The organism is Bifidobacterium saguinibicoloris, from assembly GCF_019331725.1.
Classification (GTDB): Bacteria; Actinomycetota; Actinomycetes; order Actinomycetales; family Bifidobacteriaceae; genus Bifidobacterium; species Bifidobacterium saguinibicoloris.
The window spans coordinates 96,884-119,241 of the sequence record NZ_JAHBBF010000005.1; the positions used below are offsets into that span (position 1 = coordinate 96,884).

General features: G+C 66.9%; 16 protein-coding genes. 6 read left to right on the forward strand and 10 right to left on the reverse strand.

From position 1 onward, the window contains the following. Positions 1 to 44 precede the first annotated feature (44 nt). From KIH78_RS05045 to KIH78_RS05090, 10 genes are all read right to left on the reverse strand, one after another. Positions 45 to 959, reverse strand: a complete 915-nt coding sequence (locus KIH78_RS05045) for a TrmH family RNA methyltransferase (protein WP_219131525.1) — start codon at positions 957 to 959, stop codon at positions 45 to 47. A gap of 22 nt (positions 960 to 981) precedes the next feature. After that, positions 982 to 2,049 carry a LacI family DNA-binding transcriptional regulator gene (locus KIH78_RS05050; protein WP_219131526.1) on the reverse strand — a complete coding sequence of 356 codons (1,068 nt, stop codon included), beginning with the start codon at positions 2,047 to 2,049 and terminating at the stop codon, positions 982 to 984. A 230-nt stretch (positions 2,050 to 2,279) separates the two neighbouring features. Further along, positions 2,280 to 3,599: an ABC transporter substrate-binding protein gene (locus KIH78_RS05055; protein ID WP_214315196.1), complete on the reverse strand. Its 1,320-nt coding sequence runs from the start codon at positions 3,597 to 3,599 to the stop codon at positions 2,280 to 2,282. A gap of 141 nt (positions 3,600 to 3,740) precedes the next feature. Beyond that, positions 3,741 to 6,419, reverse strand: coding sequence for an alpha-L-rhamnosidase (locus KIH78_RS05060; RefSeq protein ID WP_219131527.1), 2,679 nt, complete (start codon positions 6,417 to 6,419; stop codon positions 3,741 to 3,743). A gap of 220 nt (positions 6,420 to 6,639) precedes the next feature. Then, positions 6,640 to 7,599, reverse strand: coding sequence for a virulence RhuM family protein/type II toxin-antitoxin system death-on-curing family toxin (locus tag KIH78_RS05065; protein WP_219131528.1), 960 nt, complete (start codon positions 7,597 to 7,599; stop codon positions 6,640 to 6,642). A 211-nt stretch (positions 7,600 to 7,810) separates the two neighbouring features. Beyond that, positions 7,811 to 8,659 (reverse strand): PDDEXK nuclease domain-containing protein, encoded by an 849-nt coding sequence (locus KIH78_RS05070; protein ID WP_219131529.1) that lies wholly within the window; start codon positions 8,657 to 8,659, stop codon positions 7,811 to 7,813. 27 nt (positions 8,660 to 8,686) lie between these two features. Further along, positions 8,687 to 9,631, reverse strand: coding sequence for an energy-coupling factor transporter transmembrane component T family protein (locus KIH78_RS05075; RefSeq protein WP_219131530.1), 945 nt, complete (start codon positions 9,629 to 9,631; stop codon positions 8,687 to 8,689). After that, positions 9,628 to 11,196, reverse strand: a complete 1,569-nt coding sequence (locus KIH78_RS05080) for an ABC transporter ATP-binding protein (RefSeq protein ID WP_219131531.1) — start codon at positions 11,194 to 11,196, stop codon at positions 9,628 to 9,630. Before KIH78_RS05080 ends, KIH78_RS05075 begins: the two co-directional genes overlap by 4 nt. After that, complete coding sequence (locus KIH78_RS05085) at positions 11,196 to 11,789, reverse strand: ECF transporter S component (protein WP_214315204.1); 594 nt, start codon at positions 11,787 to 11,789, stop codon at positions 11,196 to 11,198. Before KIH78_RS05085 ends, KIH78_RS05080 begins: the two co-directional genes overlap by 1 nt. A 217-nt stretch (positions 11,790 to 12,006) precedes the next feature. Beyond that, on the reverse strand, positions 12,007 to 13,374 hold the full coding sequence (locus KIH78_RS05090) for a dipeptidase (RefSeq protein WP_219131532.1): 1,368 nt from the start codon (positions 13,372 to 13,374) through the stop codon (positions 12,007 to 12,009). A 132-nt stretch (positions 13,375 to 13,506) separates the two neighbouring features. Between KIH78_RS05090 and KIH78_RS05095 the strand changes: the two genes are divergently transcribed. The 6 genes from KIH78_RS05095 to ligA all read left to right on the forward strand — a co-directional run bounded on the left by KIH78_RS05095 (position 13,507) and on the right by ligA (position 22,334). Further along, on the forward strand, positions 13,507 to 14,127 hold the full coding sequence (locus tag KIH78_RS05095; RefSeq protein ID WP_214315206.1) for a DUF3043 domain-containing protein: 621 nt from the start codon (positions 13,507 to 13,509) through the stop codon (positions 14,125 to 14,127). Between the two features lie 118 nt (positions 14,128 to 14,245). Then, positions 14,246 to 15,796: an FAD-dependent oxidoreductase gene (locus KIH78_RS05100; protein ID WP_219131533.1), complete on the forward strand. Its 1,551-nt coding sequence runs from the start codon at positions 14,246 to 14,248 to the stop codon at positions 15,794 to 15,796. Between the two features lie 72 nt (positions 15,797 to 15,868). After that, positions 15,869 to 16,654, forward strand: coding sequence for a DUF4191 domain-containing protein (locus KIH78_RS05105; protein WP_214315208.1), 786 nt, complete (start codon positions 15,869 to 15,871; stop codon positions 16,652 to 16,654). A 267-nt stretch (positions 16,655 to 16,921) separates the two neighbouring features. Continuing rightward, positions 16,922 to 18,370 (forward strand): type I glutamate--ammonia ligase, encoded by a 1,449-nt coding sequence (glnA, locus tag KIH78_RS05110; protein ID WP_214315209.1) that lies wholly within the window; start codon positions 16,922 to 16,924, stop codon positions 18,368 to 18,370. Between the two features lie 165 nt (positions 18,371 to 18,535). Next, positions 18,536 to 19,546, forward strand: a complete 1,011-nt coding sequence (locus KIH78_RS05115) for a cation diffusion facilitator family transporter (protein WP_219131534.1) — start codon at positions 18,536 to 18,538, stop codon at positions 19,544 to 19,546. Positions 19,547 to 19,667: 121 nt separating this feature from the next. Beyond that, complete coding sequence (ligA, locus tag KIH78_RS05120; RefSeq protein WP_236034429.1) at positions 19,668 to 22,334, forward strand: NAD-dependent DNA ligase LigA; 2,667 nt, start codon at positions 19,668 to 19,670, stop codon at positions 22,332 to 22,334. The last annotated feature ends 24 nt before the right edge of the window (positions 22,335 to 22,358 follow it).

The following is a 22,358-nucleotide window of genomic DNA, read 5'->3' on the forward strand; positions in this document are numbered from 1 at the left end:
GGCCGGCACGGGACCGGCATGCGACCGACCCGTCCACGGCGGTCTCACCGCCCGCTCATGGCGATGCTCATGAGCATGACGGCGGCGGAGGTGCCGAGGTTGAGCGATTCGGCCTTGCCGTAGATCGGGATGGACACGATGCGGTCCATGCGCTCCAGGATGGCGGAGGGCAGTCCCCTCGCCTCGTTGCCGAACAGCACGGCGTCGCCGCGCACGTCCTTCGCGCCGGCCTTGCCGCCCGTCTTGCCCTTGCCGCCCGTCTTGTCCGCGGCGCGTTCGGCGAGCAGGTCGGGCAGCGATTCCGGCTTGCGCTCCGGCGTGCCGTACACGTCGGCGGCGACGGTGCGGAGGCCGGCGCGTTCCATCCACTTGAGGTAGGTTCCGGTGTCCATGCGCAGCACGGGGATGTGGAACAGGGAGCCGGCGGTGGAGCGGATGACCTTCGGGTTCAGCGGGTCCACGCATTCGTCGACGAACACGACGGCATCGCATCCGGCGGCGTCGGCCGCACGGATCACGGTGCCGGCGTTGCCGGGGTCGCGCACCTGCCAGAACGCGGCGAGGAGCGGGCGTTCGGCGAGACGGACGGCGGTGATCTCCGTGCGGAGCGTTTCGATGTCGCCCACGGCGACGACGCCCTGTGCGTCCTTGCTGATTTTGGCCATCACCTCGCGGGTGACGTGATGCACGTAGATTGGCGACTTGCGGGATTCCTGCGACTTGTCGACGATTGCGGCGAGCGTGTCGGGTACGTACGGCTCGCCTTCGGGCGTGACGTCGACTGCGACGTACAGGTCGCTCACCACGTCGGGACGCCACGTGACGGCTTCGCGCACGGACTGCGGTCCTTCGATGAGGAAGCGGCCGGAGCGTTCGCGGCCGGCCGGGCGCGCGAGTCCGGCGACGCGCTTGATGCGGTCGGATTTCGGGTTGTCGATCACTGCATGGTTGATGGGCATGCCCTCCACCCTACCGTCACGCCTACCGCGGCGAGGCCGCGCCCGCACCGGCACCGAGCCCCATGGCCTCGAGCCCGGCCGCGCGCCCCACGGTGCTTTCCCTCACGAGCAGACGCGAGTCGACGACCCGCGCCCGGTGCCGATGCGCGGCGCCGTCCCCTCGGATCTCGCCGACGAGCAGTTCGGCGGCGGCCACGCCCATGTCGTCCCACTGCGGGGCGATGGTGGTCAACGGCATCGGACCGTCCCAGGTCATCGTGTTGCCTTCGCAGCCCATGACCGCCACCTGTCCCGGCACGTCCACGCCCGCGGCCATCAGCCCTTTGATGACGCCTATGGCGGTGGCGTCGGTGATCGCGATCACCGCGTCCGGACGGTCCACCGGGTCGCGATGGGCCAGAGCCTCCCCCACGGCCATGCCGTCGGCCTCGCCGTTGCAGTCCTCGACGGTCGTCCATTCCACGCCGATTCCCGGATGCTCCGCAACGACCTCCCCGATGCCGAGGCACCGCTCATGCGCGGATTGGATGTCCTCGGCGGGCGCGACCACCATGATGCGTCGACGGCCCAGTTCGATGAGATGCCGGGCCGCGAGCCGTCCGGTCTTGCGGTTGTCCGCCGCCACGCTGCACAGCTTCGAACCGTCGCCCAGATAGTCGACGACGACCGTGGGGATGGACAGCCGGTAGTGCGGCGTCCACGTGGAGCTCGGATACGGCACGATGAGCATGCCGACCATCTGGCTGCCTTGGAAGTAGTCGAGGTAGCGGTCGGTGAGCACGCCGTCGTTGTCCGTGCCGGCCACGAACAGGTCGAGGTCGTTCGCGCGCGCCACGCGTTGCACGCCCGTCGCGATGCCGGCGGTGCTCGCATGGCTGTAGCCGGTCACGACGAGCCCGATGGCGGGGTTCGCGCCGCCGGCCAGGATGCTGGCGTTGCGGTTGGGCACGAATCCCAATTGCGCGATGGCGCCGGCGATGGCCTCGCGTTTCGACGTCGACAGCTTCTCCGGGTGGTTGAGATAGTTCGATACCGTACCTCGTGACACGCCCGCCCGGTGGGCGACGTCCATGATGGTCACACGTCCCATGCCATCCGCCTCTCCTGTTCGCCGCGGACATCGACGCCGCGGACATCGACGTCCTCGTCCGCTGACGCCACACCACTATACTCAAGAACGATAATTGAGGGCTCTTTCCATGCAGGGAAAGGGCCCTCGTGTTGGTGGCGCGCGGCGCGCCCGGAGGAGAGTGGACGCGCCGCGCACGATTATCGGTTCCGGCCGGGCATCATCGTCCGGCCGCGTCAGGCGGAAGCGGGCTACTTCACGGTGAAGCCCTGCTCCTTGCCGTAGGCGACGAGCTTCTCCTGCCATTGGGCGAAGCCCTGTTCGAGCGTCGTGCCGCTGCCTTCCGCGTAGGCCTTGCCCACGGTGTCGGAGTAGACCTTGTTGGCGTACGCCTGGTACGGCAGGAACGGGAATCCTGCGGTCACCGACTTCTCGGCCTCGGCGAGCACCTCGTTGATCTTCTGGCCGCCGAAGTAGTCGTCGGTCTTGCCGAGCCATTCGGGGTCGTCGAGGGTGTCGAGCACCGCAGGGAAGGCGCCCATGTCGACCTGGATCTTGTGGCCGCCGCCGTAGCCGATGTACTGGAGGAACTTGTAGGCCAGCTTCGCGTTGCGCGAGCCCTTGACGATCGAGTATCCGCCGCCGCCGGACTCGGAGTTCGTGGAGGAGCCGTCGCCCTTGGGCGCGAGCGCGACGCGGAACTTGCCGGATGCGGAGCCCACGCTGCTCTTGAGCGTGATCGGCATCCAGCCGCCGGCGAGCACCACTGCGTTCTTGCCGTCGGCGAGCGCACGGTACCAGTCGTCGGTCCACCAGGAGGTCTTGGTGTCGATGAGATGCTCGTCGATCATCTTCTGCCAGAAGTCGATGTAGCGCTGCGTGCCCTTGTCGCCGGTCAGGTCGATCTTCACGTCGGATTCGCCGACGCCGAAGGGCTGGGCTCCGGCGGACCACATCATGCTCATCGCGTTGCCGGCCTCGGAGCCGCTGTCGGCGGTGATGTAGTAGTCGTCGCCGAGGGCGTGGATCTTCTTGGCGGCCTCGTAGAACTCGTCCCAGGTCTTCGGCGGTTCGGTCACGCCGGCCTTGTCGAAGATCTCCTTGTTGTAGAACATGGCCAGCGGCCCCATGCCGCCGGGCATCGAGTAGACCTTGCCGTTGACCGTCACGCCGGCCTTGGCGCTGTCCGTGAACTTGTTCATGATCGAGCCGGCACCGTACTGGTCGAGGTCCTCGAGGGCGTCGGAGAGCACGAACTGGGTGATGGCGTCATAGTTGAGCTGCACGATGTCCGGTGCGCCCGATCCCGCGGACAGCGCGTTGTTCAATGCCGAATACTCCTCGTCGGACGAGCCGGCGTTGACGACCTTGACCTTGACGCCCGGATTCTCCTTTTCGAAGCCTTCGGCCATCTTCTTGACCGCGGACTCCCAGGACCACACCAGGATCTCGCCCTGGTCGTCGGATCCGGCGGCGGACTGCGCCTCGCCGCAGGCGGCGATCGGCGCCACCGCCATCACCGTGGCCGCGGCGGCGGCCACGAGGCGGATTCCTCGTCGTGTGATGTTCATCGGAATACTCCTTTGTATCTCTGGTATCTCTTTTTCATTGTCGTATGCATCGGCATCCTTGTACCGCGTGCATGCGCCGTATGTGGTCCGCCGTGCCGGCCCGCCCGATGGGGCGGCCGCGCCCGGCGTGTGCGTGGGGGCTCAGACGGTGATGTCGTATCGTCCAGGTCCGACCCAGTCGTTGCGTCCGCCCGCGTTCACCAGGGCCTTGGAGCCCGTGGGGACGTTGAAGGACACGTGCAGCCTCCCTTCCCGTAGTCGCCATCGGAGATCGATCCGCCCGTGGGGGCCTTCGTGCGCGACGTGCGCCTCGGTGACTCCCCCGCCGGGATGCGGGTCCACGGCGAACGCGTCCCATCCGGGTTCGAGCGGTTTCAGGCCGCCGAGCTCGTCGTGCATCCATTCGGCGACGACGCCCAGCCAGTAGTGGTTGAACGAGGTCATGCCGCCGGGGTTGATGCTGCCGTCGGGGCGGATGGAGTCCCATCGTTCCCATGTGGTGGTGGCGCCCATCGTCACCTGGTAGAGCCAGGAGGGGCAGGTGCGGCAGGTGAGCACGCGGAACGCGGTGTCCCGGTGGCCGCTTTGGGCGAGCGCCCGCAGCAGGTATGGGGTGCCGGCGAATCCGGTGCCGACGTGGTGGCCGCCTTGTTCCACGAGCCGTGCGAGGCGTTCGCCCGCCTGGGATGTCCATGCGGGGTCGTCGCGGCGCAGCCCGAAGACGATGGCCAGCGTGTAGGCGCATTCCGTGTCGGAGGCCATGGCGCCGTCGGCGCGGGTGAACGCCTCGGCGAAGCCTGCGCGAATCCGGTCCGCGAGCGACGCGTATGTCGCGGCGTCGTCGTCATGGCCGAGGATGCCGGCCATGCGCGCGACCAGTTCGGCCGAGTGCATGGCGAACGCGGTGGCGACCAGGGGTTTCTCGGTCATCGCCTGTTCGGGATGGTCGGGCGGGGCGGTGGGGTCGAGCCAGTCGCCGAATTGTCCGCAGACCTGGTCGGGTTCCCGGCGCCATACGCCGTCGGGGTCGAGCCGGCTCGCCACGTCGTCCATCCATGCCCGGGCCGCGGGATAGTGCCGGGCCAATCGGAGGGCGTCGCCCTCCTCCTGGTAGACCGCCCATGGGACCAGTACGGCGCTGTCACCCCAGATGGCGATCGCGTCGGCCTTGCGCCAGTCGGGTATGGTGATGAAGGGGATGAACGGCGGCACGGTGCCGTATCGTGCGATCTCGCCGTCGAGGTTGCCGAGCCAGTCGGAGAGGAAGTCTCCGGCGGCGGCGAGACGCAGGGCCGTGGGCGAGAACATCGCGATGTCGCCGGTCCAGCCGAGCCGTTCGTCGCGCTGCGGGCAGTCCATGGGGAACGAAAGGAAGTTGGAGCGCATCGAACGCACGATGTTGTCGTGCAGGCGGTCGAGGTCCTCGTCGGAGCAGGAGAACCAGCCGCGGCGTTCCATGTCGGTGGTGTACGCGCATGCGGTGAGGTCGTCCGGGGAGAGTTCGTCGGCGGGCCATCCGCTGATCGCGGCGTAGCGGAAGCCGTGCATGGTGAACGTCGGCTCCCATTGGGCGGCGGGTCCGGCGGACACGTATTCGTCGGTCTGGATGTCCTCGCGGCGCAGGGGCCGCAGGGCGAGTCCGCCGTGTTCGTCGAGCACTTCCGCATGCCGGATGGTGATGACCGTTCCGGGTTCCGCCTTTGGTATGGACAGGCGGATGCGCTGGCTGCAGTTGACGCCGAAGTCCACGATGAACGTACCGTCGTCCCGCTTGCGGATGTCGACCGGCCGGTGGCGTCCGACGAGGCGGATCGGGTTCTGTTCCAGCGCGGTGAGTTTGAGCTGGTCCAGCGGCAGTTCGGTGACGGGGGTCCAAGAGTCGTCGGCGGGCGCGGACGGGTCGCACCAATGCGGGTCGTCCAGGCGGGCGTCGAATCGTTCGCCTTCGTACAGTCCGCTGCGGACGATGGGGCCTTTCCTCGCCTTCCACGTGCCGTCGTAGGCGTTGGAGACGATCTGATGGAGGGAGCCGTCGGCGTACATGACGTCGATCTGCGCGTAGACGCCGAGCCGGTCGCCGTAGTAGTCCACGACGCCGCCCGCGTAGCCGTACCGTCCGCGGTACCATCCGTCCGCGAGTCTGAAGCCGAACGCGTTGTCGCCTTGGCGCAGGTATGGGGTGACGTCGTAGGTGAGGTACGGCAGGCGGTCGTCGTAGTCGACCCAGCCGGGGGCGAGCACGTCGTCGCCAACGCGTTCGCCGTTGACCCACGGTTCGAACAGGCCGTAGGCGCTGACGTACATGCGCGCCGCGACCGGCTTGCGTTCGATGCGTACGTCGCCGCGGACCAGCGGGGCGTGGCGCCCGTCGGTCCATGGTTCGGGCCATGCCGGTCCGACCATGGCGCCGCGCCACTGCCAGTGGTGCAGGATGCCCGGTTCGAAGCGCACGCTTGCGCCGGTGCCGACGGCATCGCCGGCGGCTGTGCCGGGACCCGTTTCGTCCGCGTCTTCCGACATGGGAATCACGGTCACCGTCACCTGTTCGTGCGTCTTCGCTTCCGTGAACGGCCATGCGTGCAGTATGTTGTCGCCGGCGGGCACACGGGTCTCTTCGACAACCGGCTTCTCGCCCGGCATTGCGCGGGTGGCGCGGATGATGGCTTCGGCGCCGTCCGGCAGCGGGACGTCCTCGTCGTACGTCCAGCTGATGCGCGGCGCGCCGGTGCCGATGCCCAGCACGTCGCCGGCATGATGTTCGACGGTGACCCGCCGAATGCCGGGGAGCCTTCCCCTTGTTGTCGTCCGTTGTTGCGTCATCGCAATCACCTCCTTTTTGGAGCGCTCCATTGGAACGCTCCAAATATAACGCCAATCGTTCGACGAAGTCAATCCGGCGTGTCGTGGAATGAGACGCTAGACCTCCGCGCATGCGGAGCGCAATCACGCCGGCCCCTACTTTCACAGCACCATGCGCATCAATCATCGGATGACATCGGATGCACACACTCCCCGCCTCGCATCAGGCTGGCCTATTCCCTCACTCGTCATCCGCCTTTACGGTCAGCATACGTTCCACCAAGTCGATCATGAGATCCTTTTCGCCGGGGTCGCTCACCGCGATCAACAGCGTGATGGCGGCGAGGTCGTTGTTGGTGACGACCGGCTTGCCGCCATCGTCGAAGGCGTCGGCGTTCCCATCAAGGAACCCCACGAACGACGCCGCCGCCATACGTTTATTGCCATCGGCGAACGGATGGTCCTTCACCATGAAATACAGCAGATGGGCGGCCTTCTCCTCCACGGTCGGATACAAGTCCTGTCCGGCGAAGCTCTGATACACGGCACCGATGATGCGCTCAAGCGCATCCCCGCGCTCCTGCCCAAGCAGGGAATCATCAGGATATTCCTCCCGCAGACGGACCACCAGCGCCCGCGCCTCCGCGGCCGTGAACTTCCAGACCGGTTTCATCCGGGGATTCGGCGCGAGAGCATGCGCATCATAGTCACGAAGCATATCCAACCCAGGCAGGTAGCTCGACACCACATCGGCGATTCCGGAGGCGAGCCGGTCATCGCTGCGGGCCAGCACCTTGACGACCCTCTCCAGCTGGTTCAGACGGCGCTCGTTGACGGCGTAACCCGCCATGAGATATTGACGCAACACGCTGGTGGCCCATCGGCGGAAGCTAGTGGCACGCCTTGAGTTAACCCTGTACCCCACCGAAATAACCATGTCCAGGTTGTACACATTCACTGTGCGCCTGACCCGACGGGTGCCTTCGACACGAACTTGTTCCATTTTGGAACAAGTTGACCCATCAAGCTCGCCATCGGAAAGAATATTGGACACATGTTTTCCTATGGCCTGACTTTTCGTGCCGAATAATTCCGCCATCTGCGCCTGGGTCAGCCACACGGTATCACCTTGCACGTTGACCTCAAGCTGCACCGAGCCGTCATCGGATCGGTAGAGTTCAATGTCCTTGCCTGTCATCATTCGCTCCAATCGTTTCACGCCCATCGAAGGCTGCTGCCCATCGATTACGAACGAGTCTACGAATCGGCCCAGCGACCGGAACATATCTACCGGTTTCCGACCTTGACAGCGTGTCGCAATACGGCGAACCGCATTGCGGACCGGCACACCCGCCCGGATGGCTCGCGCGCCTCCGAACGCGGGCCCGTGCCGCCGAAGCCGAAGTCCGCCATCATAATCCCGTTCCCGCATCCAGGTTCTTCCGATTCTCGGCGTCCCGCTGCTGCATGGCGAAGATATGCTTCTGTGTTTCGATTTCGGCGCGCAACTGCTCTTCCGTCGGCAGGTAGAGCTTGTATTTCGCCGCGAAAAGCTGGTCGCTGTCATGCAGGACCGAATATCGGGCGATGTCTTCACTGGTTTCGGAACACAATACGATGCCGAGCGTCGGATTGTCCCCCGGTCCGCGCATCCGTTCGTCGTACATGCGCACGTACATGTCCATCTGGCCTACATCCTGATGGGTGATTCGAGTGGTCTTCAGATCGATCAGCACGAAGCATTTCAGTATGTAGTTGTAGAACACCAGATCGATGTAGTAGTCGTTCTCGTCCGTGTGGATGCGCTGTTGCCGTGCCACGAACGCATACCCCTTGCCCAGTTCCAACAGGAACTTCTGCAGGTTCGCGAGAATGCTGGATTCCAGCTTGGATTCGGTGAAATCCGTTTTGGGGTCGAGCCCCAGGTATTCGGCCACCACAGGGTTCTTGATGAATTCCAGTTTGTCCTGCTGGTACGGCTCGGTCTTGGATTCCATCTCACGCCGCACGCGATCGGGATGCTGAGACAGCAGCATCCGCTCATAGTATTGCGTGTCGATGTTCCGGTTCAGCGTGCGTGAGCTCCAGTTCTGCGCCAGCGCCTCATGTTCGTACCAATTACGGGCTTTGGCGTCGGTGACGCGAAGCAGGCTGCGATAATGCGTCCATGTCAGCAGACCGGATTGTGCACGCAGTGCGTTCACAATCTCCGGGAACGCACGGTAGAACTGCACGCAGTAGTACAGTGTCCGCCGATTCAATCCCTTATGTCCGACTCACGCCCGCGATCACGCGCCTTGGAAGGAGAAATGCCAGTAGCCGGTGTACACGGCCACGCCGAGCGCGATGAGCGGAATCGCCAGCGAGATCACGCAGAACACCGCGTCGATCGGATGCAGACGGCTCACGCGCGCCGCCGAACGCGGGCCCGTGCCGCCGAAACCGCGCGCCTCCATGGCGGTGGCGAGCTTCGTGGCGCGGCGGATGGACAGGACCAGCAGGCCGAACGCCTGCGAAAGCCCGCGCCGCACGGCGTTGCCGTCGCCAAGACCACGCGAGCGACGGGACAATCCAAGCGCCCGCCAATCGTCCTGCAGCAGCGTGAACATACGCATGCCGGCGAGCCCGCCGTACACGAACCGGGGCGAGAAGTGCAGAATCTGCACGAGACCATCGGCCAGATCGGTGGGGTCGAGGCCGAGCGCGAGCACCACGCCAGGCACGGCGATGGCGAGCACGCGCAGGAACGTGGCGAGCGCCAGATACGTGGAGCCTTCGGACACCACGATCCATCCTGCGGAGAACCAGATGTCGCCGGAGGTGCGGCCGTACAGGAACACGGAGACGAAGCCGCCCACGGCGGCGATCCACACGGGCCAGGTGCTGCGGCATACACGCAGCGGGTTCACGCCGCCGATCCACAGCAGCAGCACCTCGAGCCCCAATGCCACGGAGGCGGACACCACGTCGAGGCTGACGAACATGGGGATGCACATGAGCAGCGCGCCGATGATGCGCGCCACCGGGTTCACCTTCGCGATGAACCATGAGGGGGATGCGGGCCGAGCCGGTTCGCGGCGCGCCTCCGGCGGGGTGACGGGCACCGTGCCATCCGGATGCGCCGTCCGTCTCGCCGCCGTGGGGGAACCGTCCGTCTCGCCAGGGTGGCCGGCGACGGACACGGACGTATCGGCATCGGCCGGACGGACCGTAAGCCTGATGGAATCGCTCATCGCGACGTCTCCCCCTTCGCGAAATCGAACATGATGCGCCGGGCGTGCAACGCCTCGACGAGCGGCTCGTCGTGCGTGACGACGATGACGGCGGAACCCTGGTCGCGCACGGCGGCGATGAGGTCGACCATCTCACGCCATGTGGCGTAGTCCTGGCCGAAGGTCGGCTCGTCCATGACGAGAATCCTCGGCGCGCCGGCGAGCATCGAGGCGACGGACAGGCGGCGCTTCTCGCCGCCGGACAGCGTGTACGGGTTGGCGGGCGCGAACCGGCTCAGGTTCATGCGTTCGAGCATGCGGTCCGCGATGGCGTACGCCTCCTCTTGGCTCGCACCGCGTGATTTCGGTCCGATGGCGACCTCGTCGCGCACGATCGGCGCGGCGAACTGGTGTTCGGGCTCCTGGAAGACCATGCCGATGCGGCCGAGCAGTTCGCGGCTCCTCCATGCGTACGGTTCGTCGCCGCGGGTGCCTGCGGCGATATCGCCGCGGATGCGCACATGGCCGGCCAGCGGCTTGAGCAGGCCGGCAAGCGTCAGAGCGAGCGTGGATTTGCCGGCGCCGTTCGGCCCCATGAGGGCCGTGACCTCGCCGGCGAAGAATTCGAGATTGATGTGCGAGCCGAGCGCGATGCCGCGTCCGAAGCCCAGATCCTCGGTGACGAGCACGGGTTCCTCGCCGTCCGCACGGACCGTGTCCGTGGCGGACCGTCCGTTGCGCGGAACGCCGCCATCCTCCGTGTCGAAGGAGGCGAGCCGGACGTCGCCGTGACGGCCGGGGCCGCGGTCCGGGATGGGCCGTCCGGGCACCCACGCCCCGCCTTGCGCGAGCAGGTCGCCGTATTCGCCGAACACCTGTTCGGGGGTACCGTCGGTGATGACGCCGCCCACGTGGGAGTCTGGGTCGGGATGTCCGATGACGACGACGCGGTCGATGAGGTCCATCCATACGTCGATGTGGTGTTCGACGACGACCATGGTCTGGCCGGTGCGTTCGAGCACGTCGTGTACCGCGTCATGCACTTCGGTGACGCCGTCCGGGTCGAGGTTCGCGGTGGGTTCGTCGAGCAGCAGGAGGCCCGGCTGCATGGCGAGCACGCCGGCGAGCGCGAGACGCTGCCGCTGCCCGCCGGACAGGTGGCGCGTGGACCGGTCGAGGTCGATGTCCTTGAGGCCGACCAGGTCGAGCGATTCGCGCACGCGCCGCCAGGTCTCGTCGCGTGGGACGTCGAGGTTCTCGCAGCCGAAGGCCGCGTCGTCGCCCACGCGTTCGAGGATGATCTGCGAATCCGGGTCCTGCAGGACGAGGCCCGCCTTGCCGCGTGCGACGCCGGCTTCGACGCCGTCGATGGTGAGCGAGCCTTCCTGTTCGCCTTCGTCGGATCCGCCGAGCACGCCGGCCAGTCCGGCCATGAACGTGCTTTTGCCGGCGCCGGAGGCCCCGAGGAGCAGCACGTGCTCCCCGGGCTGGATGGTCAGATTGATGTCACGCAGCGCGAAGTCCTTGCGCGTGGTGTGGCGCCAACCCCATCCCTTCGCTTCGACGCCGGCGGGGGTGATGCGCATCAGACGCGCGCCTCGGCACGGCCGGAGGCGAAGCGGTCGAGCGCGCCGGTGGCGGCGAGCGCACGCTGCACGCCGAGCATGACGACGCCGATGATGATGCCGGAAAGGATGGAGGTGACGAGGTAGACGGCCACGTAGCCGGCGCTCCAGGCCGGGTGGGTGGCCCAGTAGTAGGCCCAGCAGCCCACGGCGGCGAGCGCGCCGGACAGCATGATGGTGCCGATGTTCCACTTCTTCCACATGAAGATCGCGAAGGCGATCTCGGCGCCGAGGCCCTGCAGGATGCCGACGATGAGCGAGCCGCCGACGCCCCACTGGTTGCCGAGCGTGAGCTCGAGGAACGCGGCGAGCGTCTCGGCGAACAGGGCGGCGCCCGGCTTGCGCACGATGATCGCGGCGAGCGGGCCGGCGAACAGCCAGAAGCCGTTGAGCAGGCCTTCGAAGCCCGGGGTGACGGCGCCGAAGATCTCCAGCGGGACGGCGCAGACGACGTCCCAGCCCCAGAAGATGACGCCGGATGCGACGGCGATGACGGCGGTGACGACGATGTCGACGACGCGCCACTTGTAGTTGGCCTTGGCCACTTCAGCCATGGTTGTGCCTTTCCTCTCTCAACAAGGCACGGGTGAAGGTAAGAGCGACAATTCCGCGGCCGGCATTGCCCGGCGGCGTCCCATCGGTCGAAACCCGTTCAGGTCTCCTCTCAGCCGCCTTGTGGCAGCTCCCGTGTCAGCTCCTCACCATAAATGACGTAGCCGACGAAATCAAGACTCCGTCGGCTACGTCACATGGAGCGTCCGTGGGGACGCGTCACCTGCCGAGCTTGGCGAGCAGCAGCGCCTCGGTGATGACGTTGTTCTTGAGTCCCGACAGCGAAATGGACTCGTTGGGGCTGTGCGCGTTGGCCTTCGGATCCTCCGGTCCGGTGACGAGCACCTGCGCGGAGGGGAAGAGGCGCTGCAGTTCGGGGATGAACGGGATGGAGCCGCCTTCGCCCTTGTTGATGGGGGCGACGCCGAACGCCTCCTCCATCGCCTCGAGCGCGTCCTTGGTGGCGACGGCGTCCGGATCCATCGCCCAGCCCATGCCGTTCTCGAGCTTCACGACCTCGATCTCGGCGCCGAACGGCGGGTTGGAGACGAGGAAGTCGGCGAGCGCGTCCTGCGCCTCTTCGGGCCGCTGGTTCGGGGCGGTCCTCAGGGACAGGCGGAAACGGGTCTCGGGGCTGATCACGTTGAACGAGCCCTCGACCGGATGCGCGTCGAAGCCGATGACGGTGAGGCTCGGCTTGGTCCACAGGCGGGAGGCGAGCGAGCCGGAGCCGGCGAGCGTGTAGGAGTCGACGATGCCGGCGTCCTCGCGCACGGTCTTCTCGTCGAGGTCGCGCTGGAGTCCGCCGATCGGCTCCTCGGCGGCGACGCCAGGCACGGCGAGGTCGCCGTTGCCGTCGTACAGGGAGGAGATGAGCATCGCGGCGAGCGTGTTGGAATCGAGGATCGGACCGCCGTACTGGCCGGAGTGGACCGGGTGCTTGAGGGCGCGCACGGTCACGTCGACGCATGTGTTGCCCCTGAGCGAGGTGGTGAGGGACGGGATGTCGGCGGACCAGTTGCCGGAGTCGGCCACGATGATGACGTCGGAGGCGAATTCGTCCTTGTGGGCTTCGATGAACGGGATGAAGCTGGGCGATCCCATCTCCTCCTCGCCTTCGATGAAGATCTTCACGTTGACGTGCAAGTCGTCGCCCAGGGCCTTGAGGGCGCCGGAATGGATGGCGATGCCGCCGCCGTCGTCCGCGGAGCCGCGGCCGTAAAGGCGGCCGTCGACCTCGGTGCCGACGAACGGGTCGGTGTCCCATGCGGCCGGGTCCGGCACGGGCTGCACGTCGTGGTGCGCGTACAGGAGCACGGTGGGGGCGTCCGGGTCGACGATGCGCGAGCCGATGACCTCCCATGCGCCCGGGGTGCCGTCCGGGTTGGTGGACTGGACGACCTTCGCGTCGACGCCGACCTCGCGCATCTGTTCGGCGACGAATTCGGCTGACCTCCTCATGTGTTCGCCGGTGATGCCCTTGGCGGACACCGAGCCGAGCGCGATCTTGCGGTTGAGCACGTCGACGATGCGGTTCCAGTCCGCCTCCACGCGCGCGCGGATCTCGTCCACGGTCGGTTGTGCCATCGATGACCTCCTTATATATAGGTGACGGTGCTGCGCCGACGCCGCCCGGCCGTCGCACGCGGGGCTCCGTAGCCCCCGTATGACGCCGTTCCGCGGCCATGGCGCGTCCAGACGCCACCGTAACCTGCAAGCATGACATGGAACCCGTTCAAGAAGAAGGAGACGGCCCAGGAGCCCGTCGACGCCGCGGCGTCGAAGCCGGTGAAGAAGGACCGCACGAAGAACGCCCCCACCCCGAAGATGAAGGACGCGCAGGCCGCCGGCATCCGTCCGCTGGTGCCGGCCGACCGCAAGGCCAGCGCGAAGGCCGCGAAGGCCCGTCTGCGCGAGCGTGAGAACGTCGAATACGAGGCGATGCAGAAGGGCGACCTCAACCACATGCCCAAGTCGGAGCGTCTCCCTTGGCGCATCTACATCCGCGACTATGTGGACGCCCGCTTCAACATCGGCGAGTTCTTCATCCCGGTGGCGTTCGCCATCCTCATCGGCTCGATGGTCATCACCACCGTGGCCCAGAGCGCCATGGCCTCAATGGTCATGATGATCCTCATGTACGCGTACCTGCTCGGCGTCGTCATCGACGTGTGGATCATGTGGCGCGGACTCAAGAAGAAGCTCATCGCCAAGTACGGCGAGAAGTCCGTGGCCAAGGGCACCCGCTCCGCCTCGTACGCGTGGAGCCGCGCCATCCAGATCCGCCGCTGGAGGCTCCCGAAGCCCCGCTACGACAAGCGCGGCCACTGGCCGGAGTGATTCCGGCGACATCGGACGCACCCCACCCATGCAAGGCTCCCGCAGCCGGCCATCCGCCGGCTGCGGGAGCCTTGTTCGTCCGGCGGCGAACCCGCCCGCGCCGGCTACCATGGACGATATGACCGAAGAGCACACGAACGAAGCATTCGACATCGTCATCATCGGCGCCGGCCCGGGAGGATACTCCACGGCGCTGCGCGCCGCCGAACTCGGCAGGAAGGTGGCGCTCATCGAACGCGACGCCACCCTCGGCGGCACCTGTCTCAACCGCGGGTGCATCCCCTCCAAGGCGCTCATCACCGCCACCCACACCATCGACACCGTCCATCGGGCCGCCGAACTCGGCGTGCAGGCGCGCGTGGACGGCATCGACTACGGCACCCTGCGCGACTACCGTCTCCACGTGGTCGACACGATGACCGGCGGACTGGCCGCGCTCCTCGCGCACCGCGGCGTCACCGTGCTGCGCGGCGAAGCCGTCGACCTCGCCGTCATCGCCGGAACGCCGGCGGCCGAAGCGGCCGGAGCATCCGAAGACGGTCCCGCCGCCAATCTCGCCGTCACCATCCGCGCCACGGACGGCACGGCCGTCGAACGCTACCGCAGGGCCGGCAAGGCCGAACCGCTAGCTGAAACCGTCACCGTGACCGCCGGCGACGTCGTGCTCGCCACCGGCGCACACCCGCGGCCGCTGCCCGGCAACCCGTTCCACGGCGCGCTCATCGACTCCACGCAGGCACTCGAACTCGACGAATTCCCCTCCTCCGCCGTCATCGTCGGCGCCGGCGCCGTCGCCATCGAATTCGCCTCCATGTGGAACGCCGCCGGCGTGGACGTCACCATCCTCATCCGCAAGGACCGCGTCCTGTCCGGCTGGAACCGGCGCACCGCCGTCACCCTCACGCGCGAACTCATCCGCCAGGGCGTCCATGTCGTGAAGGGCACAGCCGTCACGCGCGTGGAAACCGGAGCAAACCTCGGCGCCACCGTCCACTACACCATCGGCGACGACCCCGCGGAACACCAGGCGTACGGCGAGATCGTGCTCGCCGCCATCGGCCGCGACCCGAACACCGGGTTCGACTGGCTCGCCCGCGCCGGCGTCACGCTCGACGGACACGGCTACGTGGTCACCGACCCACTCGGACGCACGCACGTGCCGAACGTGTGGGCCGTGGGCGACATCGTCGCCGGACACGCGCTCGCGCACCGCGCGTTCGAACAGGGCGTCACCGTGGCCGAGGCCATCGCCGGACTCGACCCGAAGCCGGTGGACGAGACCACCGTCCCCCAGGTCGTGTTCTCCCATCCGGAGGCCGCCTGCGTGGGCCTCACCGGGCAGGAGGCCACGGCGGACCCGGACCTCAACGACGTCACCGAGACCTCGTATCCGATGCTCGGCAACGCGCGCATGCTCATGAGCGGCGTCGGCGGATCCATGACCATCGTCAGCGGCGCACGGGCCGACCGCCCGGACACGCCCGTGGTGCTCGGCGTGCACATCGTCGCCCCCGTCGCCTCCGACCTCATCGCCGAAGCCGAACAGCTCGTCGGCAACCGCGTGCCGTTGAGTGAGGCGGCACGGCTCATCCACCCGCATCCCACGTTCAGCGAGACCCTGGGCGAAGCCCTGCTCAAGGCCGACGGGCGCCCGTTGCACACGCGTTGAACGGCCTGCGGGCACGCATGCTGATAGAATCTGTGGCCAGTATGCGCAAATTCGACATCCAAGCGAGGAAGAATGGCTGACAAGGACGAGAAGAAGGACAAGAAGCCGGGGACGATCAAGCAGATCATCCAGATCTTCAAGTACACGTACAAGGAGGACAAGCAGCTGCCGTGGCTGCTCGCCGGCGTGATCCTCGCCCCGGTGGTCGTGGGCGTGGTGCTCGGCCTGATCTTCCAGTGGAACTGGCTCAACTGGATCTTCATCATGGCCGCCTTCATCATGCTCGGCCTCCTGTTCGGCACGATGACGCTCACCAACCGCGCGGACAAGGTCGGCTACCGTCAGCTCGAAGGCCGTCCCGGCGCCGCCATCAGCGTGCTCAGCAACATGAACAAGGCCGGCTTCACCTTCCCCGAACAGCCCGTGTGGATCGACGCGCGCACCAAGGACGCCATCTGGCGCGGCACCGGCTACAACGGCATCTACCTGCTCGGCGAAGGCAACTACACGAACGTCAAGCGCAACATGGAGCGTCAGGAGCACGCCATCAAGGGCGTGACCGCCGGCTCCTCCATCCCCGTGTACCGCATCATCGTGGGCACCGGCGAGAACGAGACCCGTCTTAAGGACCTGCGCAAGACCATCACCCGCCAGAAGAGCTACGTACCCACCAACCACTCCAACGCGCTCATGAGGAAGCTGCACCCGCGCCGCCGCTTCATGCTCACCAAGGAGGAGCTCGGCGTGCTCAACGACCGCCTGCGCACCCTCCAGCAGAAGTCCGGCTACGGCATCCCCAAGGGCATCGACCCGAACCGCATGCAGAAGGTCAGCCGCCGCGCCATGCGCGGACGCTGACGCCGTTCCCGGCGCACAAGGCGAAGACAGGACCCCGGTCATCCGCGGATGGCCGGGGTCCTTCGCGTATCCGGCCGCACGCGTCCGCTTTCTGGACGGACACCGGCGGCGTCCATCGCCCGGCACACCCCGCCGAAACGCGCCATCGCAACGATTGACAACCTGCGTTACCGGCCACGAAACATTCTCGTAACCGAAGTTTCGAGCGGGCGAAACGCGCGCACCTATGCTTTTACCCTGTAAGTCATCTCGATAAAAGGAGCGATCGTGGCTGAGAACAAGATCTTCGCCCATACGCCGGAAGAGGCCGAGGCCCTCATCAACAAGGAAGGCGTCGAGTACGTCTCCGTCCGTTTCACCGATCTGATCGGCGTGCAGCAGCACTTCACCGTTCCGGTCAGCGAGTTCCTGGACAACGCGTTCACCGACGGCATGCCGTTCGATGGTTCCTCCGTGCAGGGCTTCCAGGCCATCAACGAGTCCGATATGAAGCTGGTCCCGGACGTGACCACCGCCTTCATCGATCCGTTCCGCAAGCACAAGACCCTCGACGTGGCCTTCTCCATCGTCGACCCGCTGACCGACGAGCCGTACTCCCGTGACCCGCGTCAGGTCGCCGGCAAGGCCGAGGCCTACCTGAAGTCCACCGGCGTCGCCGACACCGCGTCCTTCGCCCCGGAGGCCGAGTTCTTCATCTTCGACAAGGTCCGCTACGAGAACTCCGCCCAGCGCTCCTTCTACGAGGTGGACTCCATCGAGGCCCCGTGGAACTCCGGCGTCGACACCGAAGAGGACGGCACCCCGAACATCGGCTTCAAGAACCGCGTCAAGCGCGGCTACTTCCCGGTGCCGCCGATCGACCACAACCAGGACCTGCGCGACGACATGGTCGCCAACCTGCAGAAGGTCGGTCTGCAGCTCGAGCGTTCCCACCACGAGGTGGCGGGCGCCGGCCAGCAGGAGATCAACTACCGCTTCAACACCCTGCAGCACGCCGGCGACGACCTGATGAAGTACAAGTACGTCGTCCACGAGACCGCCGCCCTCGCCGGCAAGTCCGTGACCTTCATGCCGAAGCCGATCGCCGGCGACAACGGCACTGGCATGCACTGCCACCAGTCCCTGTGGAAGGACGGCAAGCCGCTGTTCTACGATGAGCAGGGCTACGGCGGCCTGTCCGACATCGCCCGCTGGTACATCGGCGGTCTCATCAAGCACTCCTCCGCGGTCGTGGCGTTCACCAACCCGTCCCTGAACTCCTTCCACCGTCTGGTCCCGGGCTTCGAGGCCCCGGTCTCGCTGGTCTACTCGGCCCGCAACCGCTCCGCCGCCATCCGCATCCCGCTGGCCGGCACCTCCCCCGCCTCCAAGCGCATCGAGTTCCGCGCCCCGGATCCGTCCTGCAACCCGTTCCTGGCCTTCTCCGCCCAGATGATGGCCGGCCTCGACGGCATCCTGAACCACATCGAGCCGCCGGCTCCGGTGGACAAGGACCTCTACGAGCTGCCGCCGGAAGAGCACGCCAACATCAAGCAGGTGCCGAGCTCCCTCGGCGAGGCGCTCAACGCCCTCGAGGAGGACAACGACTTCCTCACCGCCGGCGACGTGTTCACCCCGGATCTCATCGAGACCTGGATTGAGCTCAAGCGCGACGAGATCGACCAGGCCCGTCTGGCCCCGACCCCGCTCGAGTACGAGCTGTACTACCACATCTGATCGTCCGCTTCGGCCCCATCCGGGCCGATCCGCATCGGATGCATGTCGAAAGCCCCGCACGGTTCACGCCGGCGGGGCTTTCCCGTATATGGGCCATCGGCGTGCTCCGGCGCGTCCTCCCGTCATACAATGACGTTCCGGGAACGAGGAAACAGAGGGATTAATATGTCGTCATCGTCATCGTCATCCAACGCAAATGCCGCCAATGCCGCCGACGGGAAGGCCGACGCCAAGACGGGGGCCGCGGTCAAGGCCGCGCTGGCCGCCAACATCGGCGTCGCGCTCGCGAAGTTCGCGGCCGCCGCGTTCACCGGATCGTCGTCCATGTTCTCCGAATCCGTGCATTCGGTGGCCGACTGCGCCAACGAGCTCGTGCTCATGGTGGGAGACAAGGCGTCCGACCACAAGACCGACGGCGACCACCCGTTCGGCCTGCACCGCATCAAGTATCTGGCGAGCTTCATCGTGGCGACGCTGCTGTTCTTCGTCGGCGGTGTGTTCGCCGTCTCGCAGGCCGTCGGCAAACTGACGGGACTGGTCGAGGGCACGGTGCCGCGCGACGCCGATTCGCTGGAGCTCGTCGCCGCGCTCGTCGTCGTCGCCGTCTCCGCATGCCTGGAGGGCTACGGCCTGCACACGTCCGTGCATGAGGCGCGCGACCGCATGAAGCGCGTCAAGGTGGAAAGCGATTCGCTCGTCAAGTTCTGGAGGCGCACGAAGTCCGCCGAACTCGCCTCCGTGATGATGGAGGACACGCTCGCGCTCATCGGCCTCGCGTTCGCAGGTCTCGGCATCGGCCTGTCCATCGCCACCGGCGACGAACTGTACGATGCGATCGGCGGCCTTCTGGTCGGCCTCGTGCTGGTGTGCGGTTCGGCGGCGCTCGCGTTCAAGTCCGGTTCGCTGCTCATCGGCGAGGACATCGACCCGCGCACGCGCGAGATGCTCGTCGCCGCGGTCGAAGGCACGCAGGGCGTGAACCGGCTCATCAACATGCAGGCCATTCACATGGATGAGGACGCGGTGCTGCTGTGCCTCAAGGTCGAGACCGACAAGTTCGACCGCGACTACGACGTGCAGACCGTCGACAAGATCGAGACGAGCATCCGCACCGCCCTGCCCTGGTACGAGTGGGAGATCTACGTCGAGCCCGACATCTGGCGCGCCGGGAAGTAGGACCGTACACAGGGAACCGTTCTCTGCTCGGTCCGCCGGGTACAATCGTTGCGGTACGCGCGCGGAACGCACGAAAGGCAGGGATATGACGGACGAACAGCTTGCATGGGATTTCGACGCGATGACGGACGGCGCCGGGTCCGGCCGCGGCGCGTCCGCGCCGACGCCTGTCGCCGACGACGGCATCGCCGGCCTTACGCCCGGCGGCGAACGCTGGATCGCGGCGTTGACGCCCACCGACGCGGACGCCGTGCGCCTCGACCGTCTCGACGTGAACACGCTCAACGCGGAGAACGCCGCCCGCCTGTGGGCGCGCGTCGCCGCGTGGGTCGAATCCGACCAGATCGCCTACTACATCGACGACGCGCCCGTCTCCTCCGACGCCGCGTACGACGCGCGCCTCAGGTGCCTGCAGCGTCTCGAAGCCACGTTCCCCGCGCTCGACAACCCGCAGAGCCCCACGCACCGCGTCGGAGGCACGTTCTCCAACGACTTCGCGTCCGTACGCCACCCCTCGCGCATGATGAGCCTCGACGACGTGTTCTCCATCGAGGAACTGAGGGACTGGTACGATTCGGTCCTGCGCGACCTCGACTGGCCGGAGGGCAAGCCCTTGCCGATGAGCTGTGAGGTCAAGATCGACGGTCTCGCGCTGAATCTTATCTATAGGAATGGTGTGCTCGAGCAGGGGCTCACGCGCGGCGACGGCGTCACCGGCGAGGACATCACCCTGAACGTGCGCACCATCGGCTCCATTCCCGCGAACCTCGGCGGCGACAAGGACGACATCCCCGAGTTCGTCGAGATCCGCGGCGAGGTGTTCATGCGCTGGGACGACTTCCACACGCTCAACGACGAGCAGGAGGACGCCGGCCGCGCGCCGTTCGCGAACCCACGCAACGCCGCCGCCGGGTCGCTTCGCCAGAAGGACCCGCGCATCACCGCCACCCGGCGACTGAGCTTCTACGCACACGGCATCGGCACGTTGCGCTGGGGCGCGGGCCGCACCGGAAAGCATGATATCGTCAACGACCAGTCCGAGGCTTACGCGCTGTACACCAAATGGGGCGTGCCGGTCTCGCCGCACAACCGCACCGTCACGTCGTTCGGTGAGATCCTCGAGATGATCGACTACTACGGCGAGCATCGCGGCGACATCGAGCACGCGCTCGACGGCATCGTCGTCAAGGTCGACGACCTGGCGCTGCAGCGCTCCCTCGGCGCGACCTCGCGCGCGCCGCGCTGGGCCATCGCGTACAAGTACCCGCCCGAGGAGGTCAACACCGAGCTGCTCGACATCACCGTGCAGGTCGGCCGCACCGGTCGCGTCACTCCGGTCGCGGTGCTGAAACCCGTCTACGTGGCCGGTTCGACTGTCGCGCGCACCACGCTGCACAATCCCTCGGAGGTCAAGCGCAAGGGCATCCTCATCGGCGACACGGTCGTCGTGCGTAAGGCGGGCGACGTGATCCCCGAACTCGTCGGGCCCGTGCTGGAGCGCCGCAAGGGCCGCGAAGGCGAACTGCGCGAGTTCGTCATGCCCGAATACTGCCCCTCCTGCGGCGCGAAGCTCGCCCCCGCCAAGGAGGGCGACAAGGACATCCGCTGCCCGAACGTCGAAAGCTGCCCGGCGCAGCTGACCGAACGCGTCATCTCGCTCGCCTCGCGCAAGGCGTTCGACATCGAGCATCTGGGCGACCAGTCGGCGATAGCACTGACGAACCCGGAGGAGAACCGTCCCGGGTCGGTCGCGACCTACGCGCCGAACATCACCGAGATCCTCGTCAAGCCGGGCGAGGAGCCGGAACCGTACGAGCCGGTCACGGGTTTGACGCTGCCCGAACCGCAGACGCCGGTCCTGTCCAGCGAGGCGGGACTGTTCGCCCTGACCGCCGCCGACCTACGCGACGTGCGCGTGTGGCGCGAGGCGCCGATTATCGAGGTGCATGAGACCGTCGGCGCGAACGGACGGAAGAAGAAGGTGCGCAAGCGCGTCGGCGGATCCGGCCTGTGGCATCAGGTGCCCGCGTTCTGGGCGGCGCCCGCCGCGGCGAAAAAGCTCACCGCCCGCCAGCTGGCGGCGCGCGCCGGCGGAGCGCACGTCGACGACGTCACCGTCACCGCGTATCCGGACTACGACGTGCCGGCGGACGCGGTCATCGTGCGCGTCGACCACAAGCGCACGCGCAACGGCGAGACCGATGTGCCCGTCTACGTCCGCCCCGGCGAGAACACGCGCAAGATGTTCGACGAGATGGACAAGGCGCGTCACGCCGACCTGTGGCGCGTGCTGGTCGCGCTGTCGATCCGCCGGCTCGGCCCGCCGACCGCGCGCCTGATCGCCTCGTCGCTGGGCTCGCTCGATGCGATCGCCTCGGCGAGCGTCGAGCAGTTGACCGAGATCGACGGCGTCGGACCGGAGATTGCGGAATCGGTCGTGCACTGGTTCACGGCGGCGAAGGAACCCGGCGACTGGCGCGGCGAGACGCTGCGCGCCTGGCGTGCCGCCGGCGTGGGCGTCGCCGCGGCCGAGACGAGCAGCCTGCCGCAGACCCTCGCCGGCAAGACCGTCGTCGTCACCGGCTCGCTGGAGGGATACTCGCGCGACTCCGCCAAGGAGGCGATCATCGCGCGCGGCGGCAAGGCGGCCGGGTCGGTGAGCAAGAAGACCGACTACGTGATCGTCGGCGCGAACGCCGGGTCCAAGGCCTCGAAGGCCGAGGAACTCGGCATCCCGATGCTCGACGAGGCCCGGTTCGCGACGCTGCTCGAGACCGGCGAGGCCTGACTCTGGCATGGCGGGCGTTCGCAC

What these genes read in the sequence shown, in the direction of transcription:
- KIH78_RS05060 (WP_219131527.1), bottom strand. Translation starts at nt 6,419, where the DNA reads ATGACGCAACAACGGACGACAACAAGGGGAAGGCTCCCCGGCATTCGG.
- KIH78_RS05085 (WP_214315204.1), bottom strand. Translation starts at nt 11,789, where the DNA reads ATGGCTGAAGTGGCCAAGGCCAACTACAAGTGGCGCGTCGTCGACATC.
- KIH78_RS05065 (WP_219131528.1), bottom strand. Translation starts at nt 7,599, where the DNA reads ATGATGACAGGCAAGGACATTGAACTCTACCGATCCGATGACGGCTCG.
- KIH78_RS05055 (WP_214315196.1), bottom strand. Translation starts at nt 3,599, where the DNA reads ATGAACATCACACGACGAGGAATCCGCCTCGTGGCCGCCGCCGCGGCC.
- KIH78_RS05050 (WP_219131526.1), bottom strand. Translation starts at nt 2,049, where the DNA reads ATGGGACGTGTGACCATCATGGACGTCGCCCACCGGGCGGGCGTGTCA.
- KIH78_RS05090 (WP_219131532.1), bottom strand. Translation starts at nt 13,374, where the DNA reads ATGGCACAACCGACCGTGGACGAGATCCGCGCGCGCGTGGAGGCGGAC.
- KIH78_RS05100 (WP_219131533.1), top strand. Translation starts at nt 14,246, where the DNA reads ATGACCGAAGAGCACACGAACGAAGCATTCGACATCGTCATCATCGGC.
- KIH78_RS05095 (WP_214315206.1), top strand. Translation starts at nt 13,507, where the DNA reads ATGACATGGAACCCGTTCAAGAAGAAGGAGACGGCCCAGGAGCCCGTC.
- KIH78_RS05080 (WP_219131531.1), bottom strand. Translation starts at nt 11,196, where the DNA reads ATGCGCATCACCCCCGCCGGCGTCGAAGCGAAGGGATGGGGTTGGCGC.
- KIH78_RS05115 (WP_219131534.1), top strand. Translation starts at nt 18,536, where the DNA reads ATGTCGTCATCGTCATCGTCATCCAACGCAAATGCCGCCAATGCCGCC.
- KIH78_RS05105 (WP_214315208.1), top strand. Translation starts at nt 15,869, where the DNA reads ATGGCTGACAAGGACGAGAAGAAGGACAAGAAGCCGGGGACGATCAAG.
- KIH78_RS05075 (WP_219131530.1), bottom strand. Translation starts at nt 9,631, where the DNA reads ATGAGCGATTCCATCAGGCTTACGGTCCGTCCGGCCGATGCCGATACG.
- ligA (WP_236034429.1), top strand. Translation starts at nt 19,668, where the DNA reads ATGACGGACGGCGCCGGGTCCGGCCGCGGCGCGTCCGCGCCGACGCCT.
- KIH78_RS05045 (WP_219131525.1), bottom strand. Translation starts at nt 959, where the DNA reads ATGCCCATCAACCATGCAGTGATCGACAACCCGAAATCCGACCGCATC.